The sequence below is a fragment of the Actinomadura sp. NPDC049382 genome, assembly GCF_040677125.1.
In the GTDB taxonomy this organism is placed as follows: Bacteria; Actinomycetota; Actinomycetes; order Streptosporangiales; family Streptosporangiaceae; genus Spirillospora; species Spirillospora geliboluensis.
In genome coordinates this window covers 61,424-83,198 of the sequence record NZ_JBFARO010000032.1, presented here as the reverse complement: position 1 = coordinate 83,198, position 21,775 = coordinate 61,424, and the positions used below count along the sequence as shown (strand labels likewise).

Genomic DNA, 21,775 nt, shown 5'->3' with positions numbered 1-21,775 from the left:
CGGCGGGCGGCGGCGCCGGGGCCGTCGAGATCCCCGTCGTCTACGACGGCGCCGACCTCGGCGAGGTCGCCGACCGCACCGGCCTCACCCCGGCCGAGGTCGTCGCCGCGCACACCGGCACCCCGTGGCGGGTCGCGTTCACCGGGTTCGCGCCCGGCTTCGGGTACCTGGAGGGCGGCGACCCGCGGCTGGACGTCCCGCGCCGCGCCGTGCCCCGCGTCCGCGTCCCGGCGGGCGCGGTCGGCCTCGCCGGGCGGTTCAGCGGGGTCTACCCCGCCGAGTCGCCCGGCGGCTGGCAGCTCATCGGGCGCACGGAGGCCGTCCTCTGGGACCTCGACCGCGACCCGCCCGCCCTGCTCCGCCCCGGAATCTCGGTCCGCTTCGTCGAACGGGAACCATGAAGCGCGGCCTGGACGTTCTCGACACAGGGCCCCTGGCGACAGTCCAGGACATGGGCCGACCGGGTCACGCGGCGCTCGGTGTGGGGGTGTCGGGCGCCGCTGACCCGGTTTCCCTCCGCCTCGCTAACCGCGCCGTCGGCAACCCCGGCGGCGCGGCCGCGGTCGAGGTCACCTTCGGCGGGCTGCGCGTCCGCTGCCGGGGCGGGGTCTTCGCCGCCGTCACCGGCGCGCCCGCCCCGCTGCTGGCGGCCGCCCCGAGGCGCCCTACACCGTGCTCCACCTGCGCGACGGCGCCGAACTCCGGATGGGCGCCCCGCCCGCCGGGCTGCGCAGCTACCTGGCGGTGCGCGGCGGGATCGCCGTCCCGCCCGTCCTCGGCTCCCGCGCCACCGACACCCTCGCCGGCCTCGGCCCCGCCCCGCTCAAGCCCGGCGACCTGCTGCCCGTCGGCCCGCCGCCCCGCGAGGCGCCGCTGCTGGACGTCCTGCCCGTCCGCCCGCCCGCCGCCGGCGACGTCGAACTGCGCGCGATCCCGGGCCCGCGCGCCGACTGGTTCGCCCCCGGCGCGCTGGACGTGCTGTTCACCGCCGCCTACACCGCGACCAGCGACATCGACCGCGTGGGCATGCGCCTCGACGGGCCCGGCCTGCCCCGCGCCGGACGCGGCGAGCTGCCCAGCGAGGGGACGGTCACCGGGGCGCTGCAGGTCCCGCCGTCCGGGCGGCCCGTGCTGTTCCTCGCCGACCACCCGCTCACCGGCGGGTATCCCGTCATCGCGGTGGTCGCGTCCGCCGACATCGGGCGCGCCGCCCAGATCCGCCCCGGGCAGCGGCTCCGCTTCCGGCCGCATCCCGTACCGCACCTCGGAAAGGACCGACCATGACCGCACCGCTCGACCCGGGCGCGCTCAGCCCGGACCAGGCCAGGGCGCTGTTCCGGGCCGGCCTGCGCGTCCCCACCTCCGGCTGGTGCGCCGGCTGGACGCAGGCGAACCTGATCACCGTGCCCCGCGCGGACGCCTACGACCTGCTGCTGTTCGCGCAGCGCAACCCCAAGCCGTGCCCGGTGCTCGACGTCACCGAGCCCGGCGCGACCTCGGCCGGGCTGTTCGCCGGCGACCTGCGCACCGACCTGCCCGGCTACGTCGTCTACGAGCACGGCGAACCGGTCGCCGAGGTCACCGACGTGACCGGGTACTGGCGCGACGACCTCGTGTCGTTCCTCATCGGCTGCAGCTTCACCTTCGAGGACGCGCTCCGCGAGGCGGGCGTCCCCGTCCGGCACCTCGAGCAGAACCGGAACGTCCCGATGTACCGGACGAACCGGATGTGCCGCCGCGCCGGCGATTTCGGCGGCCCGCTCGTCGTCTCGATGCGCCCGGTCCCGGCCGCGCAGGTCGCCGACGCCGTCCGGGTGACGGCGCGGTACCCGTCCGTCCACGGCGCTCCCGTGCACGTGGGCGACCCGGTCGAACTCGGCATCGACGACCTGGACGCGCCCGACTTCGGCGACCCGGTCGAGATCCGGGTGGACGAGATCCCGGTGTTCTGGGCGTGCGGCGTGACCCCGCAGGCGGCGGTGATGGCGTCCCGTCCCAAGCTCGCCATCGGGCACGCGCCCGGCCACATGGCGATCACCGACGCCCGCGACACCCGGTACCTCGTGCCCTGAGCCGTACCCGGTGCCCTGAACCCGGCATAGGCTTCCCCCATGCCCGAGACCGTCGCCCCGGGCGACCGCCTGGGGGAGCGCTACCGCCTCGACCGCCCCGTCGGCGCCGGCGGCATGGCGACCGTCTGGCGCGCGGTCGACCTGGTGCTCGACCGCGCCGTCGCCGTCAAGGTGCCCAACGAGGGCTGGCCCGAGGAGTTCACGCGGCGGCTCCGCCAGGAGGCGAAGGCCGCCGCGGGCCTCACCCACCCCAGCATCACGGGCGTCTACGACTACGGCGAGCACGAGACCGGCCCAGAGGGCTCCGGGGCTTCGCCCGCGCGCGACCGCATCCCGTACGTGGTCATGGAGCTGCTGGACGGGGAGACCCTGGCGGCGCGGCTGGCCCGCGGCCCGCTGCCCTGGCGGGAGGCCGCCGGGATCTGCGCGCGCGTCGCCGACGCGCTGGCCGCCGCCCACGCCGCCGGCGTCGTCCACCGCGACATCAAGCCCGCGAACGTGTTCCTCACGCCGGTCGGCGTGAAGGTCCTCGACTTCGGCATCGCGTTCACCGGCCCGTCCACCGCGGGCGGCCCGGTCCTCGGCACGCCCGCCTACGTCGCCCCCGAACTCCTGCGCGGGGCCGCCCCGACCTCGGCCGCCGACATCTACTCGCTGGGCATCGTGCTCAACGAGTGCCTGCGCGGCGCCGCCGAGATCCCCGGGCAGGTCACCGCGCTGGCGCGCGACTGCCTCGGCGACGACCCCGAGGCCCGTCCCAGCGCGCGGGAGGCGGCGTACGTCCTGGCCGCGGCGTCGGGCGTCCAGCTGGCGCAGGTCCCGGAGGCGCCGCCGCCGTCCCCGCCCGGTGACACCGTGCCCCGGCAGCCGACGCGGGTGCTGGACGAACCGCCGCCCGCCGACCCTCCGGCCGGGTCGTCCGCGCGCAGGCCGCTCATCGTCGCCGGGGCCCTGGCGGGCGGGATCGCCCTGCTCGCCGCACTGCTGGCGGCCCTCGCGCCCGACTCGTCCCGCGACTCCGCCGCGTCGCCGTCCGCGGGCCCGCCGTCCCGCCCGGCGGCCGCCGCGTGCGCGGTGTCCTACCGGGTGGACGGCACCTGGCCGCAGGGCTTCCAGGCGACCGTCCGCATCACGAACCTGGGGGACGGCGCCATCGACGGCTGGCGGCTCGGCTTCGCGTTCCCCGACGGCCAGGCGATCACGCAGCTGTGGAACGGCAGCCAGGTGCAGGACGGCCCGTCCGTCACGGTGACGGCGGCGGACTGGAACCGCTCGATCCCGCCGGACGGCACGGCCGAGTTCGGGTTCATCGGCCGCCAGGACGGCGCCAACGCGGCGCCCACCCGGTTCACCCTCAACGGCGGCGAGTGCGCCGGCTGAGCGGTGATCATGGGAGCGCTCCCAGAACGTTCCCGCAGGTCAGTCCGGATCCGGCCGAATTGAGGTCCGGCGACCTATTGTGTGCGTCCCGGTCGAGGGCTTAGCATCCCGGCAATCGAAGCGCTTCGACAGATCGACGCCCGACTCGGCAAGGACCCGGACGCCACCGGCATCCGTCCCACCCCCCGGAGGAACCCATGTTCAAGGCAGGCAGGAGCGCGGCGGTGCTCGCCGCCCTTGCCGCGGCGGCGCTGTCGCTCACCGCGTGCGGCGGTGACGACGACGGCGGCTCCGGCGGCAAGGAGCTGAAGCTCTGGCACTACGAGTCCCCGGACAGCGCCATGGGCAAGGCCTGGAACGAGGCCATCAAGGAGTTCGAGGCCACCCACCCCGGCGTCAAGGTGACGTTCGAGGAGAAGGGCTTCGAGCAGATCCAGAAGACCGCGCCGATGGTCCTGAACTCCAAGGACGCCCCGGACCTCATGGAGTACAACAAGGGCAACGCGACCGCGGGCCTCCTCTCCAAGCAGGGCCTGCTCACCGACCTCACGTCCGAGGTCGCCAAGCGCGGCTGGGACAAGCTGGTCAGCCCCAACGTCCAGGTCACCGCCAAGTACGACGCCAAGGGCACGATGGGCGGCGACAAGTGGTTCGGCGTGCCCAACTACGCCGAATATGTCCAGGTCTACTACAACAAGGACCTGTTCAAGAAGCACGGCGTCGAGATCCCGACGACGTACGCCGAGCTCACCGCCGCGATGGACAAGTTCGTCGCCAAGGGCGTCACCCCGCTGACCAACGCGGGCGCCGAGTACATGGCGCACCAGTTCGTCTACCAGCTCGCCCTGGACAAGGCCGACAAGAGCTGGGTGGACGCCTACCAGCGCTACACCGGCAAGGTCGACTTCCACGACGCCGCCTGGACCGCCGGAGCCACCACCTTCGCCGACTGGGTGAAGAAGGGCTACATCGCCAAGAACTCCGTCAGCCTCAAGGCCGAGGACGCGGGCGTCGCCTTCATGAGCGGCAAGTTCCCGATGATGTTCTCCGGCAGCTGGTGGTTCGGCCGGGTCGCCGCCGAGTCCAAGTTCGACTGGGAGACCGCCGTGTGGCCCGGCGCCAAGCTGACGCTCGGCTCCGGCGGCAACCTGTGGGTCGTCCCGAAGGGCTCGAAGAACAAGCAGCTCGCCTACGACTTCATCGACATCACGATGAAGAAGAAGGTGCAGAACCTCCTCGGCAACGCGGGCGGCATCCCGGTCGCGGCCGACCCGTCCGCGATCACCGAGCCGAAGGCCAAGAAGCTCATCGACGACTTCAACGGCCTCGCGCAGTCCGACGGCCTCGCCTACTACCCGGACTGGCCCGTCGCCGGCTTCTACGACGTGTGGGTGTCGCAGACGCAGAAGCTCATGAACGGCGAGTCGCCGAGCAAGGCCCTGGACGGCGTCCAGAAGTCCTACGAGGACGGCCTGCCGAAGTGACGGCGCAGGGCCGCGGCCGGTCGCGGGAGCAGCTGGGCTACCTGCCCTACCTGCTCCCCGGCCTGCTCCTCTTCACCGCCGTCATCGGCGTGCCGTTCCTGATGAACATCGGGACGAGCTTCACCGAGTGGACGGGCGTCGGCACCCCGAAATGGGTCGGGCTCGCCAACTACCGGGAGCTGGTCCAGGACGCCGACTTCTGGGCGTCCTTCGGGCACAACGCGCTGGTCATCCTCGGGATGGCGGTCGTCCCGACGCTGATCGGGCTGGTGCTGGCCTCGGCCCTGACCGACCTGATCGACCGGCACTTCGGCGCCCGGACCGCGAGCGTCCTGCGCGCGTGCGTCTACCTGCCGCAGGTGCTGCCGATCGTCATCGCGGGCGTCGTGTGGAGCTGGCTGCTCGCCCCCGAGAACGGCGCGGTGAACGCGCTGCTGGACGCGGTCGGCCTCGGCTCCCTCGCGCACGACTGGCTGGGCGACCCGGCGACCGCGCTGTGGAGCGTCCTCGGCGTGATGGTGTGGATCCAGATCGGGTTCCCGCTGGTCATCTTCATGTCGGGGCTGCAGCGGGTCGACCCGTCGCTGTACGAGGCGGCGGAGATCGACGGCGCCACCTGGCTGCGCCGGTTCTGGCACATCACGATCCCGCAGATCCGGCCGGAGATCTTCGTGGTCCTGCTGTGGACGACGATCGCCGCGCTGAAGGCGTTCTCGCAGATCTTCGTCCTCACCAAGGGCGGCCCGGGCGGCGCGACCAACGTGCCCGCGTACTACTCGTGGGTTCACTTCTTCGAGAAGTCGGAGGTGGGCTACGGCTCGGCGATCGCGACCGTCCTCACCCTGGTCATCGTCGCGCTCACCGTCGTCTTCCTGCGCATGCAGTCACGTGAGCTGGGGGAGGAACGGTGACCGCGACCTTGACCGAGAAGGCCGGGGCGCCGCCTCGGCGGGCCCGGGACACGGCGCACCGCCGCCGCAGGGGGCCGTCCGCCTACGCGGTCCTCGTGGTGCTGACCGCTTTCGCCGGCATCATGCTGATCCCGTTCGTCGTGGTGGTCTTCAACGCGCTGAAGACGCCGCAGGAGTACTCCTCGTCGGGGCCGCTGTCGCCGCCGGACGGCATCAACCTGGACGCCGTCCGCGCGTTCTGGGAGCGCACCGACTTCGGGAACGTCCTGCTCAACAGCGTGCTGATCAGCGGTTCCGTCGCCGTCCTCGCCGTCCTGCTGTCGGTGCTGAACGCCTACGCGCTCGGCATCGGCCGCATCAAGGGCCGGATGTGGGTCCTGGTCCTGCTCCTCATGGCGAACACGGTGCCGCAGGAGGCGCTCGTCTACCCGCTGTACTACCTGTCCAAGCAGGTCGGCCTCTACGACACCAAGCTCAGCGTGATCATCGTGTTCACGGTGATCCAGGCGGCGTTCGGCACCTACCTGCTGTCGTCGGTGCTGTCGGCGTTCCCGCGTCCGCTGCTGGAGGCCGCCCGGATCGACGGCGCGGGCCGCTGGCAGATCCTCTGGCGCGTGGTGGTCCCGGTGGTGCGCCCGACCCTGTCGGTGCTGCTCGTCTTCTTCTTCGTGTGGACCTGGAATGAGTTCCTGATCCCCATGACCTTCCTGATCTCCAACGAGAACCAGACGGTCTCGGTCGCGCTCGGCGTGCTGCAGGGGCAGCGCCTCATGGACGCCACCATGTCCAGCGCCGCGTCGCTGCTCGGCCTCCTCCCGACCGTCGTCTTCTTCCTCATCTTCCAGCGCACTCTCTCGCGCGGACTGACAGCGGGGGCAATCAAGTCATGAAGTTCAGTGACGGCTACTGGATGATGCGCGAGGGTGTGCAGGCGTTTCATCCGGTGGAGGTCCTCGACGTGGACGCGGGGGCGGACTCCTTCACGGTGTACGCGCCCGTGCAGAAGATCCGGCACCGGGGGGATCTGCTCAAGGGGCCGGTGGTGACGGTGACCTGCGAGGCGCCGATGCCGGACGTCATCGGGGTCACGCTCACCCATTTCGCGGGGGAGCGGCGGCGCGGGCCGGAGTTCGAGCTGGCCACCGCGCCGGGCGGTGAGGTCGCGGTCGGCGAGGAGGCGGCGACGCTGACGTCCGGGGCGCTGTCGGTGCGGGTCGGGCGCGGCGAGGGCTGGCGGGTCGACTTCCTCGCGGACGGGCGCCGGCTGACCGGCAGCGCGCCCAAGGCGCAGGCCGTCATCGACACCGACGACGGGCGGCATTACGTCCGGGAGCAGCTGGACCTCGGCGTCGACCATTTCGTCTACGGGCTCGGTGAGCGGTTCGGACCGCTGGTGAAGAACGGCCAGTCGGTGGACGTGTGGAACGCCGACGGCGGGACGGCCAGCGAGCAGGCGTACAAGAACGTGCCGTTCTACCTGACGAACGCGGGATACGGCGTCTTCGTCGACCATCCGGGGCGCGTCTCGTTCGAGGTGGCGTCGGAGGCGGTCGCGCGGACGCAGTTCAGCGTCGAGGGCCAGTCGATGCGGTACTTCGTCATCTACGGGCCGTCGCCGAAGGAGATCCTGCGCAAGTACACCGCGCTGACCGGGCGGCCCGCGCGGCTGCCGGAATGGTCGTTCGGGCTGTGGCTGTCGACGTCGTTCACCACGTCGTATGACGAGGAGACGGTCTCGTCGTTCATCGACGGGATGGCGGAGCGCGACCTGCCGCTCAGCGTGTTCCATTTCGACTGCTTCTGGATGCGCGAGTTCCAGTGGTGCGACTTCGAGTGGGATCCGCGCGTCTTCCCCGACCCGCCGGGCATGCTGCGCCGGCTGCGGGACCGCGGCCTGCGGATCTGCGTGTGGATCAACCCGTACATCGGCCAGCGCTCGCCGCTGTTCGAGGAGGGCCGGTCGCGGGGCTACCTGCTCATGCGCCCCGACGGGGACGTGTGGCAGTGGGACAAGTGGCAGCCCGGCCTGGCGGTGGTCGACTTCACCAATCCCGAGGCGCGGGAATGGTACGCGGGCAAGCTCGAAGCGCTCATGGACATGGGCGTCGACTGCTTCAAGACCGACTTCGGGGAGCGCATCCCGACCGATGTCGTCTACCACGACGGCTCGGACCCGGAACGGGCGCACAACTACTACACCTATCTGTACAACCAGACCGTTTTCGATCTGCTCCGCAAGAAGCGGGGCGAGGGCGAGGCGGTGGTGTTCGCCCGGTCCGCGACGGTCGGCGGGCAGCAGTTCCCGGTGCACTGGGGCGGCGACTGCGAGTCGACGTTCGAGGCGATGGGGGAGAGCCTGCGCGGTGGTCTGTCCCTGGGCGCGTCGGGGTTCGGCTACTGGAGCCACGACATCGGCGGCTTCGAGGGGACGCCCGATCCGGCGCTGTTCAAGCGGTGGATCGCGTTCGGGATGCTGTCGTCGCACAGCCGCCTCCACGGCAGCCACTCCTACCGGGTGCCGTGGCTGTTCGACGAGGAGTCGGTGGACGTCCTGCGCGACTTCACCCGGTTGAAGATGCGGCTGATGCCGTACCTGGCCGGCGCCGCGCGGCAGGCGTCGGGGGAGGGCCTGCCGATGATGCGGGCGATGGTGCTGGAGTTCCCCGACGACCCCGCCTGCACGCACCTGGAGCGCCAGTACATGCTCGGCGACGACCTGCTCGTGGCGCCGGTGTTCTCGGCCGACGGTGACGTCTCCTACTACGTGCCGGGGGGTGTGTGGACGCACTACCTGACGGGTGAACGGGTCGAAGGCGGCCGGTGGGTCCGCGAACACCACGGCTTCGACAGCGTGCCGCTGCTCGTCCGGCCGGGTGCGGTCATCCCGGAGGGCGCGGTGCAGGACCGTCCCGACTACGACCACGCGGACGGCGTCACGCTGCGCGTCTACGAGCCGTCCGACGGGACCACGGTCACCCAGGTAGGCGACGCCACCTTCACGACGGTGAAAAACGGTGAAAACGTGCGCGTGACCGGCGAGGGAGCCTGGAACGTCCTTCTCGTCAACGCACGCGTAGCGGCCGTGGAGGGCGGCCAGTCTTCCGACCATCCGCACGGTGTTCTCATCAAGGCGACCGGTGACGAGCTGGTCATCACTCTGGCAGAGGAGAGCTGATGGGGTTCCCGCAAGGGTTCCTGTGGGGCGCGGCCACCGCCGCCTACCAGATCGAAGGGGCGGCCCGGGAGGACGGCCGGGCGCCGTCCATCTGGGACACCTTCAGCCGCACGCCGGGCAAGGTGCTCGACGGCGACACCGGTGACGTGGCCACCGACCACTACCACCGGTGGGAGGAGGACATCGCGACGATGGCCGCCCTCGGCATCGGCGCCTACCGGTTCTCGATCTCCTGGTCGCGCGTGCTGCCGGACGGCACGCCCAACCAGAAGGGCCTCGACTTCTACTCCCGCCTGGTCGACGAGCTGCTCCGGCACGACATCGCCCCCGTCGCGACGCTCTACCACTGGGACCTGCCGCAGCACCTGGAGGACGCGGGCGGCTGGCCCGAGCGCGACACGGCCCGCCGGTTCGGCGACTACGCCGAGCGGATCGGGCGCGTCCTCGGCGACCGCGTCCACACCTGGACGACGCTGAACGAGCCGTGGTGCTCGGCGTTCCTCGGCTACGCGTCCGGCGTGCACGCCCCCGGCCGCACCGACCCGGTGGCCGCGCTCGCCGCCGCCCACCACCTCAACCTCGCGCACGGCCTCGCGGTGCGGGCGCTGCGCGGGGTGACCCCGCCGTCGGCGCGGCACTCGGTGACGCTCAACCTGCACCACCTGCGCGGCGACGCGGAGGCCGTCCGGCAGGTGGACGCGGTCTCCAACCGCGTGTTCCTGGACCCGATGCTGGGCAGGGGCTACCCCGCCGACCTGCTGGACGACACGTCCTCCCTGACCGACTGGAGCTTCGTCCACGACGGGGACGAGGCCGTCATCGCCGCGCCCCTGGACGTCCTCGGCGTGAACTACTACTCGCCCACCCTCGTCCGGGTGTGGGACGGGACGTCCCCGCGCGCACACGCGGACGGCCACCGCCAGGGCGCGGCGTCGCCGTTCGTCGGCTGCGACCGCGTCGAGTTCGCCGAGCAGCCCGGCCCGTACACGGCGATGGGCTGGCCGATCGACGCGAACGGCATGGAGGAGCTGCTGCTGCGGCTCCACCGCGAGTACCCCGACATCCCGCTGATGGTCACCGAGAACGGCGCCGCGTTCGAGGACACGGTGGAGGACGGCCGGGTCCGCGACGAGCGGCGCATCGCCTACCTGGACGACCACATCGCCGCCGTGGAGCGCGCCTGCGCGGCCGGCGCCGACGTGCGCGGCTACTTCGCCTGGTCGCTGCTCGACAACTTCGAATGGGCGTACGGCTACTCCAAGCGGTTCGGCCTCGTCCGCGTCGACTACCCGACCGGCGCGCGCACCTGGAAGGACAGCGCGCACTGGTACCGGGACACGATCGCGACGCACCGCGGGAGCGCCTGACGATGGAGCGGGAGCGCCCGATGGCGGGACGGGCGGGGGCGGCCGTCGCGGCGCTCGCCCTCGCCGCGTTCTGCTTCGGCACGACCGAGAACCTCCCGATCGGGCTGCTCCCGCTCATCGCCGACGACCTGGACGTCTCCGCCTCCGCCGTCGGCCTGCTCGTCACCGGCTACGGGATCGTGGTCGCGGTCGTGTCCGTCCCGCTCGTCAAGCTGACGGTCCGGATGGGCCGCCGCCCGCTGCTGACCGGCGTGATGGCGCTGTTCATCGTGATGAGCTTCGCGGCGGCGGCCGCGCCCGGCTACGGCGCGCTGTTCGGCACCCGGCTGGTGACCGCGCTCGGGCAGGCGGTGTTCTGGCCGGTCGCCGTGGTCGCCGCCGCCGGGCTGATGCCGCCGGAGGCGCGGGGCCGGGCGGGCGCCTACGTGTTCGCGGGCGGGTCGATGGCGATCGTCCTCGGCGTCCCCGCCGGGACGTGGCTCGGCCGGGCCATCGGGTGGCGCGCGTCGTTCGCCGCGCTCGGCGTGCTGTGCCTGGTGTCCCTGGTCGCGATCGCCGTCCTGCTGCCGGGCGGGCGGGCGACCGGCCGCGACCCCGTCCCGGCGTCCGCGCCGGACGCCCGGCGCTTCCGGCTGCTGGTCGTCACGATCATGCTGCTGATCGGCGGGTTCTTCACCGCCTTCACCTACATCACCGAGTTCCTGACGCGGGTGAGCGGCTTCTCCGGCGCCGCCATCAGCCCGCTGCTGCTGGTGAACGGCGTCGCCGACATCGCCGGAGTTGTCATCGCCGGGATCGTGGTGGACCGCGGCCCGCGCGCGCTGGCCGCCGGGTCCGCCGCGGTGCTGGCGATCGCCATGCTCGGCCTGTTCGCGTTCGGCACGGCGGCCGTCCCGGCGGTGGCCATGCTGATCCTGCTGGGCATCGGGATCCCCGGCGCCGCGACGGCCTTCCAGGCCCGCGTCATGGAGTCGGCACCGGGCGATACGGACATCGCCTCGGCGTGGACGTCCTCCGCGTTCAACGTCGGGATCGCCGGCGGCGCCCTGCTCGGCGGCGCGCTGCTGCCGCTGACGGGCGTGCGCGGGACGCCGCTCGCCGGCGCGGCGGTGGCCGCCGCCGCCCTCGCGGTGATCGTGCTGGACCGGCCGCCGCGCGCTCGCGCTCCGGCCCCGCCCGGCACGGCTAGCATCGTTCGCACTCTGCACCCCTCCGAGGACGACGGGACGGTCCGTGGTCAAGATCACTGATGTGGCGCGGCACGCGGGCGTGTCGCCGAGCACGGTCTCCTACGTGCTGAGCGGGAAGCGCTCGATCTCCGAGGAGACCCGGCGGCGCGTCCGGGAGAGCATCCGCGAGCTCGGCTACCGGCCGCACGCGGGCGCCCGCGCGCTCGCCAGCAGCCGCTCCAACGTGCTCGCGCTGATGATCCCGCTGCGCTCCGGCATCGCGGTGCCGGTCGTCATGCAGTTCGCCGTGTCGGTGGTGACCGCGGCGCGGCGGCACGACCACGACGTCCTGCTGCTCACCCAGGAGGAGGGCGAGGACGGCCTGCGCCGTGTCGCCGACAGCGCGCTCGTCGACGCGCTGATCGTCATGGACGTGCAGATGAAGGACCCGCGCCTGCCGCTGCTGCGCTCGCTGGACCGGCCGAGCGTGCTCATCGGCTTCCCCGCCGACGCCGAGGACCTGACCTGCATCGACCTCGACTTCCACGCCGCCGGCGCGGTCTGCGTCGAGCACCTGGCCGAGCTCGGCCACCGGGAGATCGCGCTGATCGGGTCGCCGCCCGAGGTGTACGAGCGGCAGACCGGGTACGCGCAGCGGGTCGCGGACGGGTTCGCCGCCGCGGTCCGCGAGCACGGCCTTACCGGGGACGTCCACCCGTGCGAGGCGACCGCGGACGCCGCCCGCGAGCTGGTCGCGCGGCTGCTCGCCGAGCGTCCCGGGCTGACCGGCGTCCTCGTGCACAACGAGCCGGTCGTCGGCCCGGTGGTGCGGGCGCTGCGCGCGGCGGGCCGGCGCGTCCCCGAGGACGTGTCCGTCGTCGCGATGGCCCCGGACGAGATGGCCGAGCACGCCGAGCCGCCGCTGTCGTCCGTCGCGATCCCCGCCGAGGAGGTCGGCGGGCGCGCCGTCGAGCTGCTGATGGCCAAGCTCGACGGGGCGCCCGTCCCCGCCGCGACCCTGCTCCCGCCCACCCTGACCCGGCGCGCCAGCAGCGCGCCCGCCGCTCGCTGACCGACGAGAAGGAGGAGAAGGGGCCTCTCGCGGCCCGTTATCGAAGCGCTTCGATAAGTCACTCGGGGGACGTTCAGAAGGAGAATCGGTGCACAGACCCCATCGAAACCCCCGCTCCGCGGGCCGGCGCAGCCGGTCGCTGACCCTCGTCCTCGCCGCCGTGCTGGCGGCCCCCGTCGCGTGGACGGCGCCCGCCGCCGCCCGCGAGGCGGCCCATCCCTTCCGCGACCCGGGCCTGTCGGTGGACGCCCGGGTGGACGACCTGCTCGGCCGGCTCACCCTCGACGAGAAGATCTCCCTGCTGCACCAGTACCAGCCCGCGATCCCCCGGCTCGGCATCGGCCGGTTCAAGACCGGCACCGAGGCGCTGCACGGCGTCGCCTGGTCGACCGACGTCCACAACGGCGGCGCCGTCGTGACCGCCAAGGGCACGGTGTTCCCGCAGTCGGTCGGGCTCGGCGCCACCTGGGACCCGGCGCTGCTGAAGAGGATCGGCTCGGCCGTCGGCGACGAGGCCCGCGGCTACAACAGCGAGAACCCCGACGTGTGGGGCCTGCAGCTGTGGGCGCCCGTCGTCAACCTGCTCCGCGACCCGCGCTGGGGCCGCAACGAGGAGGGCTACTCCGAGGACCCGCTGCTCACCGGCCTGCTCGCCACCGCCTACGGGCACGGCATGCAGGGCGACGACCCGGACCGCCTCAAGGCCGCGCCCGTGCTCAAGCACTACATGGCCAACAACAACGAGATCCGCCGCGACCAGACGTCGTCCAGCCTGCGGCCCCGGGTGCTGAAGGAGTACGACGAGGTCCCGTTCAAGATCCCGCTCAGCCGGGACGCCGCGACCGGGATCATGACGTCGTACAACCTGGTCAACGGCCGTCCCGCGACGGTCACCCCGGACGCCGGCGGCCTCGTCCGGTCCTGGAGCGACCGGACGCTGTTCAACGTCACCGACGCCGGCGGGCCGAACAACCTCGTCAACTCCCAGAAGTACTTCCCCGACCTCGCCACCGCGGACGCGGCGGTCGTCAAGGCGGGCGTGGACAGCTTCACCACCGACGACACCAACTCCTCCATCACCGTCAATGCGATCAAGGACGCGCTGGCGCGCGGGCTGCTCGCCGAGGCCGATGTCGACCGGGCGGTGGGCCACATTCTCAGCATCCGGGTGCGGCTCGGCGAGTTCGATCCGGGCGGCGGCCCCTACGCCAAGATCACCAAGGACGCGGTGGACAGCCCCGCGCACCGCGCGCTCGCCCGCAAGGCCGCGGCCGAGCAGATGGTGCTGCTGAAGAACCAGGGCAAGGCGCTGCCGCTGTCGTCCGGGAAGGTCGCAGTCGTCGGCCCGCTGTCCGACACCCTCTACACCGACTGGTACTCCGGTTCGCTGCCGTACGAGGTCACGCCGCTGGACGGCATCAAGAAGCGCGCGTCGGCCGTCACCTCCAGCGAGGGCGTCGACCGGATCGCGCTGAAGGACGTGAAGACCGGCAAGTACATCGCGGGCGGGACGGGCTCCGGCGCCGTCCTCAAGACCGGCCCTGCGTCGGCGACCGACCCGGCGGCGCAGTTCGACGTGTTCGACTGGGGCCAGGGCGTGGTGACCCTGCGCAGCGCCGCCAACGGCAAGACCGTCGGCCGCTACAACTGGGGCGACACCTTCGCCAACGACCAGGCCCAGCCGAACGGCTGGTTCGTCCAGCAGATGTTCAAGCTGGAGAAGCAGGACGACGGCGACTACCTGCTCCGCTACGCGGGCTACGAGAAGGCGTACGACTGGGCCGACCCGGCCAAGACGTACGTGAAGGCGCAGGACGACGGGACCCTCGTCCTCACCACCAAGGACGACGCCGGACGGTTCGCCAAGGACGTCGTCAGCAGCGGCATCGACGCGGCCGTGAAGGCGGCGACCGCCGCGGACACCGCCGTCGTCGTGGTCGGCAGCATGCCGTTCATCAACGGCCGCGAGGACCACGACCGCACCACCATGGCGCTCGCCGAAGGCCAGTCGGAACTCATCAGGGCCGTCCGGAAGGCCAACCCGAACACGGTCGTCGTCGTGGAGAACAGCTACCCGACGACCCTCACCTGGGAGCAGGAGAACGTCCCGGCGATCCTGTGGACGAGCCACGCGGGCGCCGAGACGGGCAACGCCCTGGCGTCCATCCTGTTCGGCGACGAGAGCCCGTCAGGAAAGCTGCCGCAGACCTGGTACCGCTCCGACGAGCAACTGCCCGACATCCTCGACTACGACATCATCAAGTCGGACCGCACCTACCAGTACTTCAAGGGCAAGCCGCTCTACCCGTTCGGCTACGGCCTCTCCTACACCGCGTTCCAGTACGGGAAGCCGCGGCTGAGCAGCCATTCCGTGGGACGCGACGGAACGGTCACCGTCACCGTTCCGGTCACCAACATCGGAAAGAAGGCCGGTGACGAGGTCGTCCAGCTCTACACCCACCAGCAGAAGTCGCGGGTGAAGCAGCCGGTGAAGACGCTCCGCGCGTTCGACAAGGTGCACGTGGAGCCCGGCAGGACCGTCACCGCGACCTTCCGGCTCGACGCCTCCGACCTCGCGATCTGGGACGTCACCCGCAACAGGTGGACGGTCGAGAAGTCGAAGCACGACCTGCTCATCGGCTCCTCGTCCGCCGACATCCGGCAGCGCGCCGCGCTCACCGTGCGCGGCGAGACGATCCCCGACCGGGACCTGTCGGCGCGGACCCGCGCCGCCGACTTCGACGACCAGAACGGCGTCGAACTGGTCGACGAGACGAAGGTGAAGGGCGACGCGGTGGCGGGCGCGGCGAACTCCTGGCTGAAGTTCGCGGACGCCGACCTCGGCAAGTCCACCGGCACGATCACCGCGCGGGTGGCGGGCACGTCGGCCGCCGCGATACAGATCCGGCTGGACCGCCCGGACGGGCCGCTCGCGGGAACGCTGAACGTCCCGTCCACCGGTGACAAGTACACCTACAAGGAGATCAGCGCGACGCTCGCGAACGCCCGCGGCAACCGCGACGTCTACCTGGTCTTCACCGGCGAAACCCGACTGAGCTCCTTCTCCCTCACCCGATGAAAACGCCCGGCCCGCCCCGGCACGCCCGGGGCGGGCCGGACCGCTGCAAAGGACGCCAGCCATGCGTGCCAGCAGAAGACTCGCCATCATCGCCGCCGTTCTCACCGCCGCCGCCTGCCTCTACGCCCCCGCCTCCGCCCGTCCCGCCCAGGCCGGCTCGCACCGCGTCGGATACGACCGCTACTCGCTCACCGTGGACGGGCAACGCGTCCTGCTGTGGGCGGGCGAATTCCACTACTTCCGGCTTCCGAGCCCCGCGCTCTGGCGGGACGTCCTGGAGAAGATCAAGGCCGCCGGATTCAACGGCGTGTCCCTCTACTTCGACTGGGCCTATCATTCGCCGGCCCCCGGGAAATACGACTTCACCGGCGTTCGCGACGTCGACCGGCTCCTGCGCCTGACCGAGGAACTCGGCCTCTACGTCGTCGCCCGACCCGGCCCCTACATCAACGCCGAGACGACCGGCGGCGGCCTGCCCGCGTGGCTCAAGACCGTCCCCGGGCGCGCCCGCTCCAGCGACCCGAACTACACCCGCGCCTACCGCGACTGGCTCGCCCACGTCGACCCGATCATCGCGAAGCACCAGGTCACGCGGGGCGGGTCCGTCATCGTCTACAACGCCGAGAACGAGTACGCCGCCAACACCGACCCCGCCTACATGGAGGACGTCCAGCGGCAGGCCCGCGCTCACGGAATCGACGTCCCGATCTCCCACAACCAGTGCTGCGACGCCTCCTGGACGCCGACGTGGGCGACCGGGCAGGGCGCCGTCCAGATCCCCGGCGTCGACGACTACCCGCAGGCGTTCGAATGCCGCGAGCCCGACATCTGGGGGACGTGGGGAGAGGGCGTCACCGAACGCCTCAGCCCCGACGCGCCCGCCTATGCCGCCGAATACCAGGCAGGTGCCATCGACGCCGACCGCGCCGGCTACGACAAGTGCCGCGAACTCACCGGCCCCGAGTTCATGAAGGTCTACTACAAGTCGAACCTCATCACCTCGGGCGCCACGATGTTCGGCTATTACATGGCCTTCGGCGGCACGAACTGGGGGCGGCTCGCGCAGCCGAACGACGTCTACACGTCCTACGACTACGGCGCCCCCATCACCGAGAACCGGCAACTCACCGCCAAGTACGACGAGTTCAAGCGCCAGGGACTCTTCGTCACCACCGTCGCACCGCTCGCCAAGACCGACCCGGCCGAGGCGCCCGCGTCCGATAATCCGGCCGTCCACACCGAGGCCCGCGCCAACCCCGACACCGGAACGCAGTTCGTCCTCGTCCGGCACGCCGACCGGAAGACCGACGACGACCAATCCGCAAACCTCACATGGAAGACCCCGGATGGCACCCACACCCTGCCCGTGAACCTCAAGGGCCGGGACGCGAAAGTGCTCGTCGCCGGCTACGACATGGGTGGCCAGCGCCTCGCCGCGACGACCTCCGAACTCCTCACCCACACCACCGCCGGGAAGCGGGACACCGCCGTCCTCTACGGCACGGAGGGAACCGCGGGAACGACGATCCTGCGGTACGGCTCGCGTCCTGAGGTCAAAGTCCTGAACGGCTCGGTGAAGTCGACCTACTCCAACGGCGAACTCCGACTCGACTACGAGCATCAAGGTCTGGCCCGCGTCCAGATAACCGGCGGGGGCCGCACGCCCCTCCTGCTCCTCATCGGCACGGACGCGGAGGCCGCCAAGTTCTGGCGCTCCGGCGACGCCCTCGTCCGGGGCACCGATCTGGTCCGTTCCGCACAGGTCAGGAACGGCACGGCGGTGATTCGAGCCGACCTGGCCGAGGCAGGCGACATCGAGGTGTTCGGCTCGGCCGGCCGCATGACCCTCAACGGAAAGCACATCCGCGCCCGCACGACACCCAGCGGCACGCTCCTGGCGCACGCCAAGGGCCCGCGCCCCGTCAAACTCCCCTCCCTCAAGCACTGGCGTGCCAAGCCGGGCGCACCCGAAACGTCCCCCGAATTCGACGACTCGTCATGGAAGGTCGCCGACCACACCACCACGGCCAGCCCGATCAAGCCGAAGAACCTGCCCGTCCTCTACGCCGACGATTACGGCTTCCACCACGGCCACGTCTGGTATCGCGGCCATTTCACCGCGACCGGCTCCGAGAAGTCCGTCGACCTGAACGCCATCACCGGGAAGCACGGCATCTACCAGGTCTGGCTGAACGGCCGCTACCTGGGCTCGGCCGCCGGCGGCGAGCAGAAGGACGCCGACGCGCCCGTCAACGAGAACCCCGGCCCCGGCAGCTTCGCCGTCCCCTCCGATCTGCTCCGGAAGGGGCAGAAGGCCGTCCTGTCCGTCCTGGTGGAGAACATGGGCCACAACGACGACTGGACGGCCGACGACTACCGCCAGAAGCAGCCCCGGGGCCTGGTCGCCGCCGAGATCACCACCAACCCGGTCACCTGGCGCATCCAGGGAACCCGCGCCGAAGACCCGGTGCGCGGCCCCCTGAGCACGGGCGGCCTCTACGGAGAACGGGAGGGCTGGCACCTGCCGTCCGCCCGCACCGGTTCGTGGCCGTCCGGCGCCCCGACGGCCCCCGTCCAGCCGGGCGTTCACTGGTACAGCACCAGCACTCGCCTAACGATCCCCGACGACCAGGACGTCCCGGTGACCCTGCACTTCGACAAGGGCACGGGCGATTACCGGACGCTCATCTTCGTCAACGGCTGGAACATGGGGGAGTACGTCAACGGTGAGATCCAGCAGGACTTCACCCTCCCCGACGGGATCCTCCACCCCGCTGGGCGCAACACCATCACCCTCGCCGTGGTCGCGGCGGACGCGTCCCGCCCCGGAGGCGTCTCGCTGAGGGCGGCCGCGAACCTGAGAGGAGGCGTCCCCGCCCCTGACCACTGGCCGTTGGGACCCCGGCCCCCTCGCGGGCCGGGGTCACCCGTCCTAGCCGGGACGGACCTCGCGCGGCAGGCGTTCCGGCCGGCGCAGGTGGTGCGTGACGTCGCCCGCCAGGTCCAAGGTGATGCGGCGTTCGGCGAAGCGCCACCGGCCCTCATGGCGCTCGAAGGTGTCGCTGTAGGTGCCGCAGGCGATGGGCTGGAGGGCGAGGCCGGGGACGGCCTGCAGGACGGTGTAGTACGCCTTGGACGTGGCGGTGCCCGCGTCCTCGTCCACCTCGATGGCGAGGTTCGTGGTGACGTGCTTGGTGCGGAGGGTGCCGTCCTCGTGCACGATCACCGTCTTCTCGAACATGCGGGCGATCGCCTCGCCGCCGCGCAGGGTGCCGCCGCTGCCGGTGAACGCGGCGTCGGCGAACAGGTCGCGGATGCCCGCGAAATCGGCGTTGTCCACGCACTCGGCGTAGCGGTAGATCAGGTTGGCGATGTCCTGGTGAGCGCACGGCATGGTCCATCATCGGCGCGCCGCGCTGCAGATCCGGTGCCGCCTCCCGGTGAGCGGGACGACCCGGATATCACATGGCCCGGTCAATTTGTCGTCAACCGGCATTGCACGAATGGGCAGACTTGATTTAAGAGTGAACCGGTGGCCAGCTTGGGACTTGAATTGCCCTTGTTCGGGGCAGTTTGCGGCATTTAACGTCTGGATGCGGCGGGGACGTCACCGCGATCCGGTGTCCCGGCCGGCCCAATGCCGCAGATCGCGGCGGGCGAATCCAGGGAGGAAGACATGCACATGTCGCGTGCCCGTCACCGGTGGGCCGCCGTGCTGGCGGGAATGGCCGTCCTCGCGTCGGCCGCACCCGCGCAGTCGGACGGACCGGCCGGCCCCGTCGGCTCCTACATGCTCACACTGGTCCACGAAGTGGGCCCGAGAATCCAGCGGAGCCTCCACTGCGACCCGGACGGCGGGACGCTCATCGCCGCGTCCCGGGCCTGTGACCAGCTGAGACCCGTCCACGGCCGAGTCGAGCGCATCCCCGCGCGGACGGGGGCCTGCACGCTGCAGTACGCGCCGGTCCGCGTGATCGCCCGCGGCAGCTGGAACGGCCGGCCCCGGCATTTCGAGCGGACGTACCCCAACCGCTGCGTCGCCGTGCGCGACACCGGCGGAATCCTTTTCGGCGGATAACCCCACGGACCGCGGGCCGCCGGAATGGGGAAGCGGGGTGCTGTCCGGCGGCCCGCATGAAAAGGAGACGCCGATGCTCGCCTTCACCGGGCCGGACGTGCTGGTCACCTACGAGCGGACCGGCGGATTCGCCGGAATCCAGGAGCGGGTGACCGTCGACAATTCAGGTGCCGCCCTGATCAACGGCAAAAAAGCCGCGCTGGACGACGGAGAAATGCGCGGCCTGCGGGACGCGCTGAGCGAGATCGTCACCACCGACTCGTCCGAGGCGGGATGCCGGGTGGCCGACCACTTCACCTACACCCTCACCTACCGCGGCAACCGGGCCACCCGGTGCTGGCTGCCGTCCGACTGGCGCGCCGCCGTCGAACGGCTGGAGGCGCTGACCCGCCGGTGACCGGGCGGTGACCGGGCAAAGGGGACGGTGAGCCGTCGCCGCCCTCAGGCGCACGCGCGGGTGTGCAGCTCGCGCATGACCGCTTCGAGGGCGGCGACCGGGCCGTCCACCGGCAGGCCCGGCACGACCTCCTGGACCGGGATCGCCGCGACCGGCCCCGGCGGCACGCCCAGCTCCTCGCGCAGCGCACCGAGCTGGGCGGCCGACATGATGTACACGATGCGGCCGAGGCCCACCCAGCCGTGCGCGGCCGAGCACATCGGGCAGTGCTCCCCGGAGGTGTAGACAGTCGCCGCCGCGCGCTCCTCCGGAGCCATGTTCGCCGCCGCCCAGCGGGCGATCTCGAACTCCGGATGCCGGGTGTGGTCGCCGCCCGCCACCCGGTTGCGGTCCTCGAACAGGACCTCCCCGCCGGCGGACACCAGCACCGACCCGAACGGCTCGTCCGAGGCGTCCAGCGCCTCGGCGGCCAGCTCCACGCAGCGGTTCAGATGGCGCAGCTCGGCCGCGCCCGGTTCGTAGCCCATCGGACGATCGTAGATCACGCGGATTCGCGAAGCACCAGGTGAGGCTGCAGGATGACCACCGGCTCGTGCACCGTCTCGCCGCGGATCCGCGACACCAGCAGCCGCGCCATCTCCACGCCCATCTCCTCCAGGGACTGGTGGACGGTGCTGAGCGGCGGGTCGGCGAGCGCCGCCGCCGAGGAGTCGTCGAACCCGATCACCGCGACGTCGTCGGGGATGCGCCGGCCGCGCCGGTGCAGGATGCGCAGCGCGCCGAACGCCATCGGGTCGCTCGCCGCGAACACCGCGTCCAGCGACGGCTCCCGCGCCAGCAGCCGCTCGGCGGCGGCGATGGCGCTGGCCTCCCCGAAGTCGCCGTACTCGACGTACTCGGGCAGCCCGGCGTCGGCGAGCGCCTCCCGGTAGCCGGCCAGCCGGTCGATGCCCACCCCCATGTCCTGGGGGCCGGCGATCGTCGCGATGTGCCGCCGGCCGCCCGCGATCAGGTGGCCGACGGCCTCGCGGGCGCCGCTGCGGTTGTCGACGTCGACATAGCTGACCGGTGACAGGCCGGGCGGGCAGCCGCCGAGGACGGTCGGCACGCCGTTGGCCTCCAGCTTGGCGGGCAGCGGGTCCTCGGCGTGCAGGGAGGTGAGGAGCACCCCGTCCACGTGCTGGGTGGTGAGGTACTCCTCCAGCCGGCCGTACTCGGCGGGGGAGCGGGCGAGGGCGAGCAGCAGCTGCAGCCCGGTGTCGCCGAGCCCGTTGCTGATGCCGCGGATGATCCCGGCGAAGTACGGCTCGCCGAACAGCCGCTGGTCCGACTCGGCGACGACGAGCGCCACCGTGTCGGTGCGGCGGGTGACGAGCGTGCGGGCCGCGCGGTTCGGCACGTACCCGAGCTCCTCGATCGCCCGCAGCACCGCCTCGCGCGCCTGCGGGCTGACCCGCGGCGACCCGTTGACCACGCGCGACACCGTCCCGCGGCCCACCCCGGCGCGCGCCGCCACCTCTTCCAATGTCGGACGCGTGCTCCTGCCCGTCATCCGGCCCCCTTCGTCTCCGTACCGTCCGCCGACCCCCGG

The 21,775-nt window shown here is 71.8% G+C and carries 16 protein-coding genes and 2 pseudogenes; 15 read left to right on the top strand and 3 right to left on the bottom strand.

Annotated elements, in window-relative coordinates; genetic code table 11:
• The 13 genes and pseudogenes from AB0K34_RS21070 to AB0K34_RS21010 form a co-directional block, all read left to right on the top strand.
• The coding region (locus AB0K34_RS21070; RefSeq protein WP_364550374.1) for a carboxyltransferase domain-containing protein at positions 1-401 on the top strand (401 nt) is incomplete at its 5' end.
• Positions 398-1,284, top strand: a pseudogene (locus tag AB0K34_RS21065) (biotin-dependent carboxyltransferase family protein). The gene AB0K34_RS21070 and the pseudogene AB0K34_RS21065, both read left to right, overlap by 4 nt.
• Positions 1,281-2,072 carry a putative hydro-lyase gene (locus tag AB0K34_RS21060; protein WP_301174262.1) on the top strand — a complete coding sequence of 264 codons (792 nt, stop codon included), beginning with the start codon at positions 1,281-1,283 and terminating at the stop codon, positions 2,070-2,072. The pseudogene AB0K34_RS21065 and the gene AB0K34_RS21060 overlap by 4 nt, the downstream one beginning before the upstream one ends.
• Before the next feature lie 39 nt (positions 2,073-2,111).
• Complete coding sequence (locus tag AB0K34_RS21055) at positions 2,112-3,452, top strand: cellulose binding domain-containing protein (RefSeq protein WP_301174263.1); 1,341 nt, start codon at positions 2,112-2,114, stop codon at positions 3,450-3,452.
• Between the two features lie 197 nt (positions 3,453-3,649).
• On the top strand, positions 3,650-4,936 hold the full coding sequence (locus AB0K34_RS21050; RefSeq protein ID WP_301174264.1) for an extracellular solute-binding protein: 1,287 nt from the start codon (positions 3,650-3,652) through the stop codon (positions 4,934-4,936).
• On the top strand, positions 4,933-5,847 hold the full coding sequence (locus AB0K34_RS21045) for a sugar ABC transporter permease (protein WP_301174265.1): 915 nt from the start codon (positions 4,933-4,935) through the stop codon (positions 5,845-5,847). Before AB0K34_RS21050 ends, AB0K34_RS21045 begins: the two co-directional genes overlap by 4 nt.
• Positions 5,844-6,737, top strand: coding sequence for a carbohydrate ABC transporter permease (locus AB0K34_RS21040; protein ID WP_301174266.1), 894 nt, complete (start codon positions 5,844-5,846; stop codon positions 6,735-6,737). Before AB0K34_RS21045 ends, AB0K34_RS21040 begins: the two co-directional genes overlap by 4 nt.
• Positions 6,734-9,022, top strand: coding sequence for an alpha-xylosidase (gene yicI / locus AB0K34_RS21035; protein ID WP_364550371.1), 2,289 nt, complete (start codon positions 6,734-6,736; stop codon positions 9,020-9,022). The genes AB0K34_RS21040 and yicI overlap by 4 nt, the downstream gene beginning before the upstream one ends.
• Positions 9,022-10,389, top strand: coding sequence for a GH1 family beta-glucosidase (locus tag AB0K34_RS21030; protein ID WP_364550369.1), 1,368 nt, complete (start codon positions 9,022-9,024; stop codon positions 10,387-10,389). The genes yicI and AB0K34_RS21030 overlap by 1 nt, the downstream gene beginning before the upstream one ends.
• Before the next feature lie 2 nt (positions 10,390-10,391).
• Positions 10,392-11,639 (top strand): MFS transporter, encoded by a 1,248-nt coding sequence (locus tag AB0K34_RS21025; protein WP_364550367.1) that lies wholly within the window; start codon positions 10,392-10,394, stop codon positions 11,637-11,639.
• Complete coding sequence (locus tag AB0K34_RS21020) at positions 11,623-12,630, top strand: LacI family DNA-binding transcriptional regulator (protein WP_301174270.1); 1,008 nt, start codon at positions 11,623-11,625, stop codon at positions 12,628-12,630. Before AB0K34_RS21025 ends, AB0K34_RS21020 begins: the two co-directional genes overlap by 17 nt.
• A gap of 88 nt (positions 12,631-12,718) precedes the next feature.
• Positions 12,719-15,709, top strand: coding sequence for a glycoside hydrolase family 3 protein (locus AB0K34_RS21015; RefSeq protein WP_301174271.1), 2,991 nt, complete (start codon positions 12,719-12,721; stop codon positions 15,707-15,709).
• A 61-nt stretch (positions 15,710-15,770) separates the two neighbouring features.
• Positions 15,771-18,509: pseudogene (locus AB0K34_RS21010) on the top strand (beta-galactosidase); the annotation flags it as partial.
• 132 nt (positions 18,510-18,641) lie between these two features.
• Here AB0K34_RS21010 and AB0K34_RS21005 read toward each other — a convergent pair.
• Positions 18,642-19,103, bottom strand: coding sequence for a nuclear transport factor 2 family protein (locus AB0K34_RS21005; protein WP_364550376.1), 462 nt, complete (start codon positions 19,101-19,103; stop codon positions 18,642-18,644).
• A 282-nt stretch (positions 19,104-19,385) separates the two neighbouring features.
• Between AB0K34_RS21005 and AB0K34_RS21000 the strand changes: the two genes are divergently transcribed.
• Both AB0K34_RS21000 and AB0K34_RS20995 read left to right on the top strand, forming a co-directional pair.
• The gene (locus tag AB0K34_RS21000) at positions 19,386-19,787 is read left to right on the top strand and encodes an SSI family serine proteinase inhibitor (protein WP_301174274.1); all 402 of its coding nucleotides are present in this window, start codon (positions 19,386-19,388) and stop codon (positions 19,785-19,787) included.
• Between the two features lie 73 nt (positions 19,788-19,860).
• Positions 19,861-20,184, top strand: coding sequence for a hypothetical protein (locus AB0K34_RS20995; RefSeq protein WP_301174275.1), 324 nt, complete (start codon positions 19,861-19,863; stop codon positions 20,182-20,184).
• Positions 20,185-20,228: 44 nt separating this feature from the next.
• On the opposite strand, the gene AB0K34_RS20990 is transcribed toward AB0K34_RS20995, so the two are convergent.
• Both AB0K34_RS20990 and AB0K34_RS20985 read right to left on the bottom strand, forming a co-directional pair.
• Positions 20,229-20,711 carry a nucleoside deaminase gene (locus AB0K34_RS20990; RefSeq protein ID WP_301174276.1) on the bottom strand — a complete coding sequence of 161 codons (483 nt, stop codon included), beginning with the start codon at positions 20,709-20,711 and terminating at the stop codon, positions 20,229-20,231.
• A 14-nt stretch (positions 20,712-20,725) separates the two neighbouring features.
• Positions 20,726-21,736 carry a LacI family DNA-binding transcriptional regulator gene (locus tag AB0K34_RS20985; RefSeq protein ID WP_301174277.1) on the bottom strand — a complete coding sequence of 337 codons (1,011 nt, stop codon included), beginning with the start codon at positions 21,734-21,736 and terminating at the stop codon, positions 20,726-20,728.
• Between the last annotated feature and the right edge of the window lie 39 nt (positions 21,737-21,775).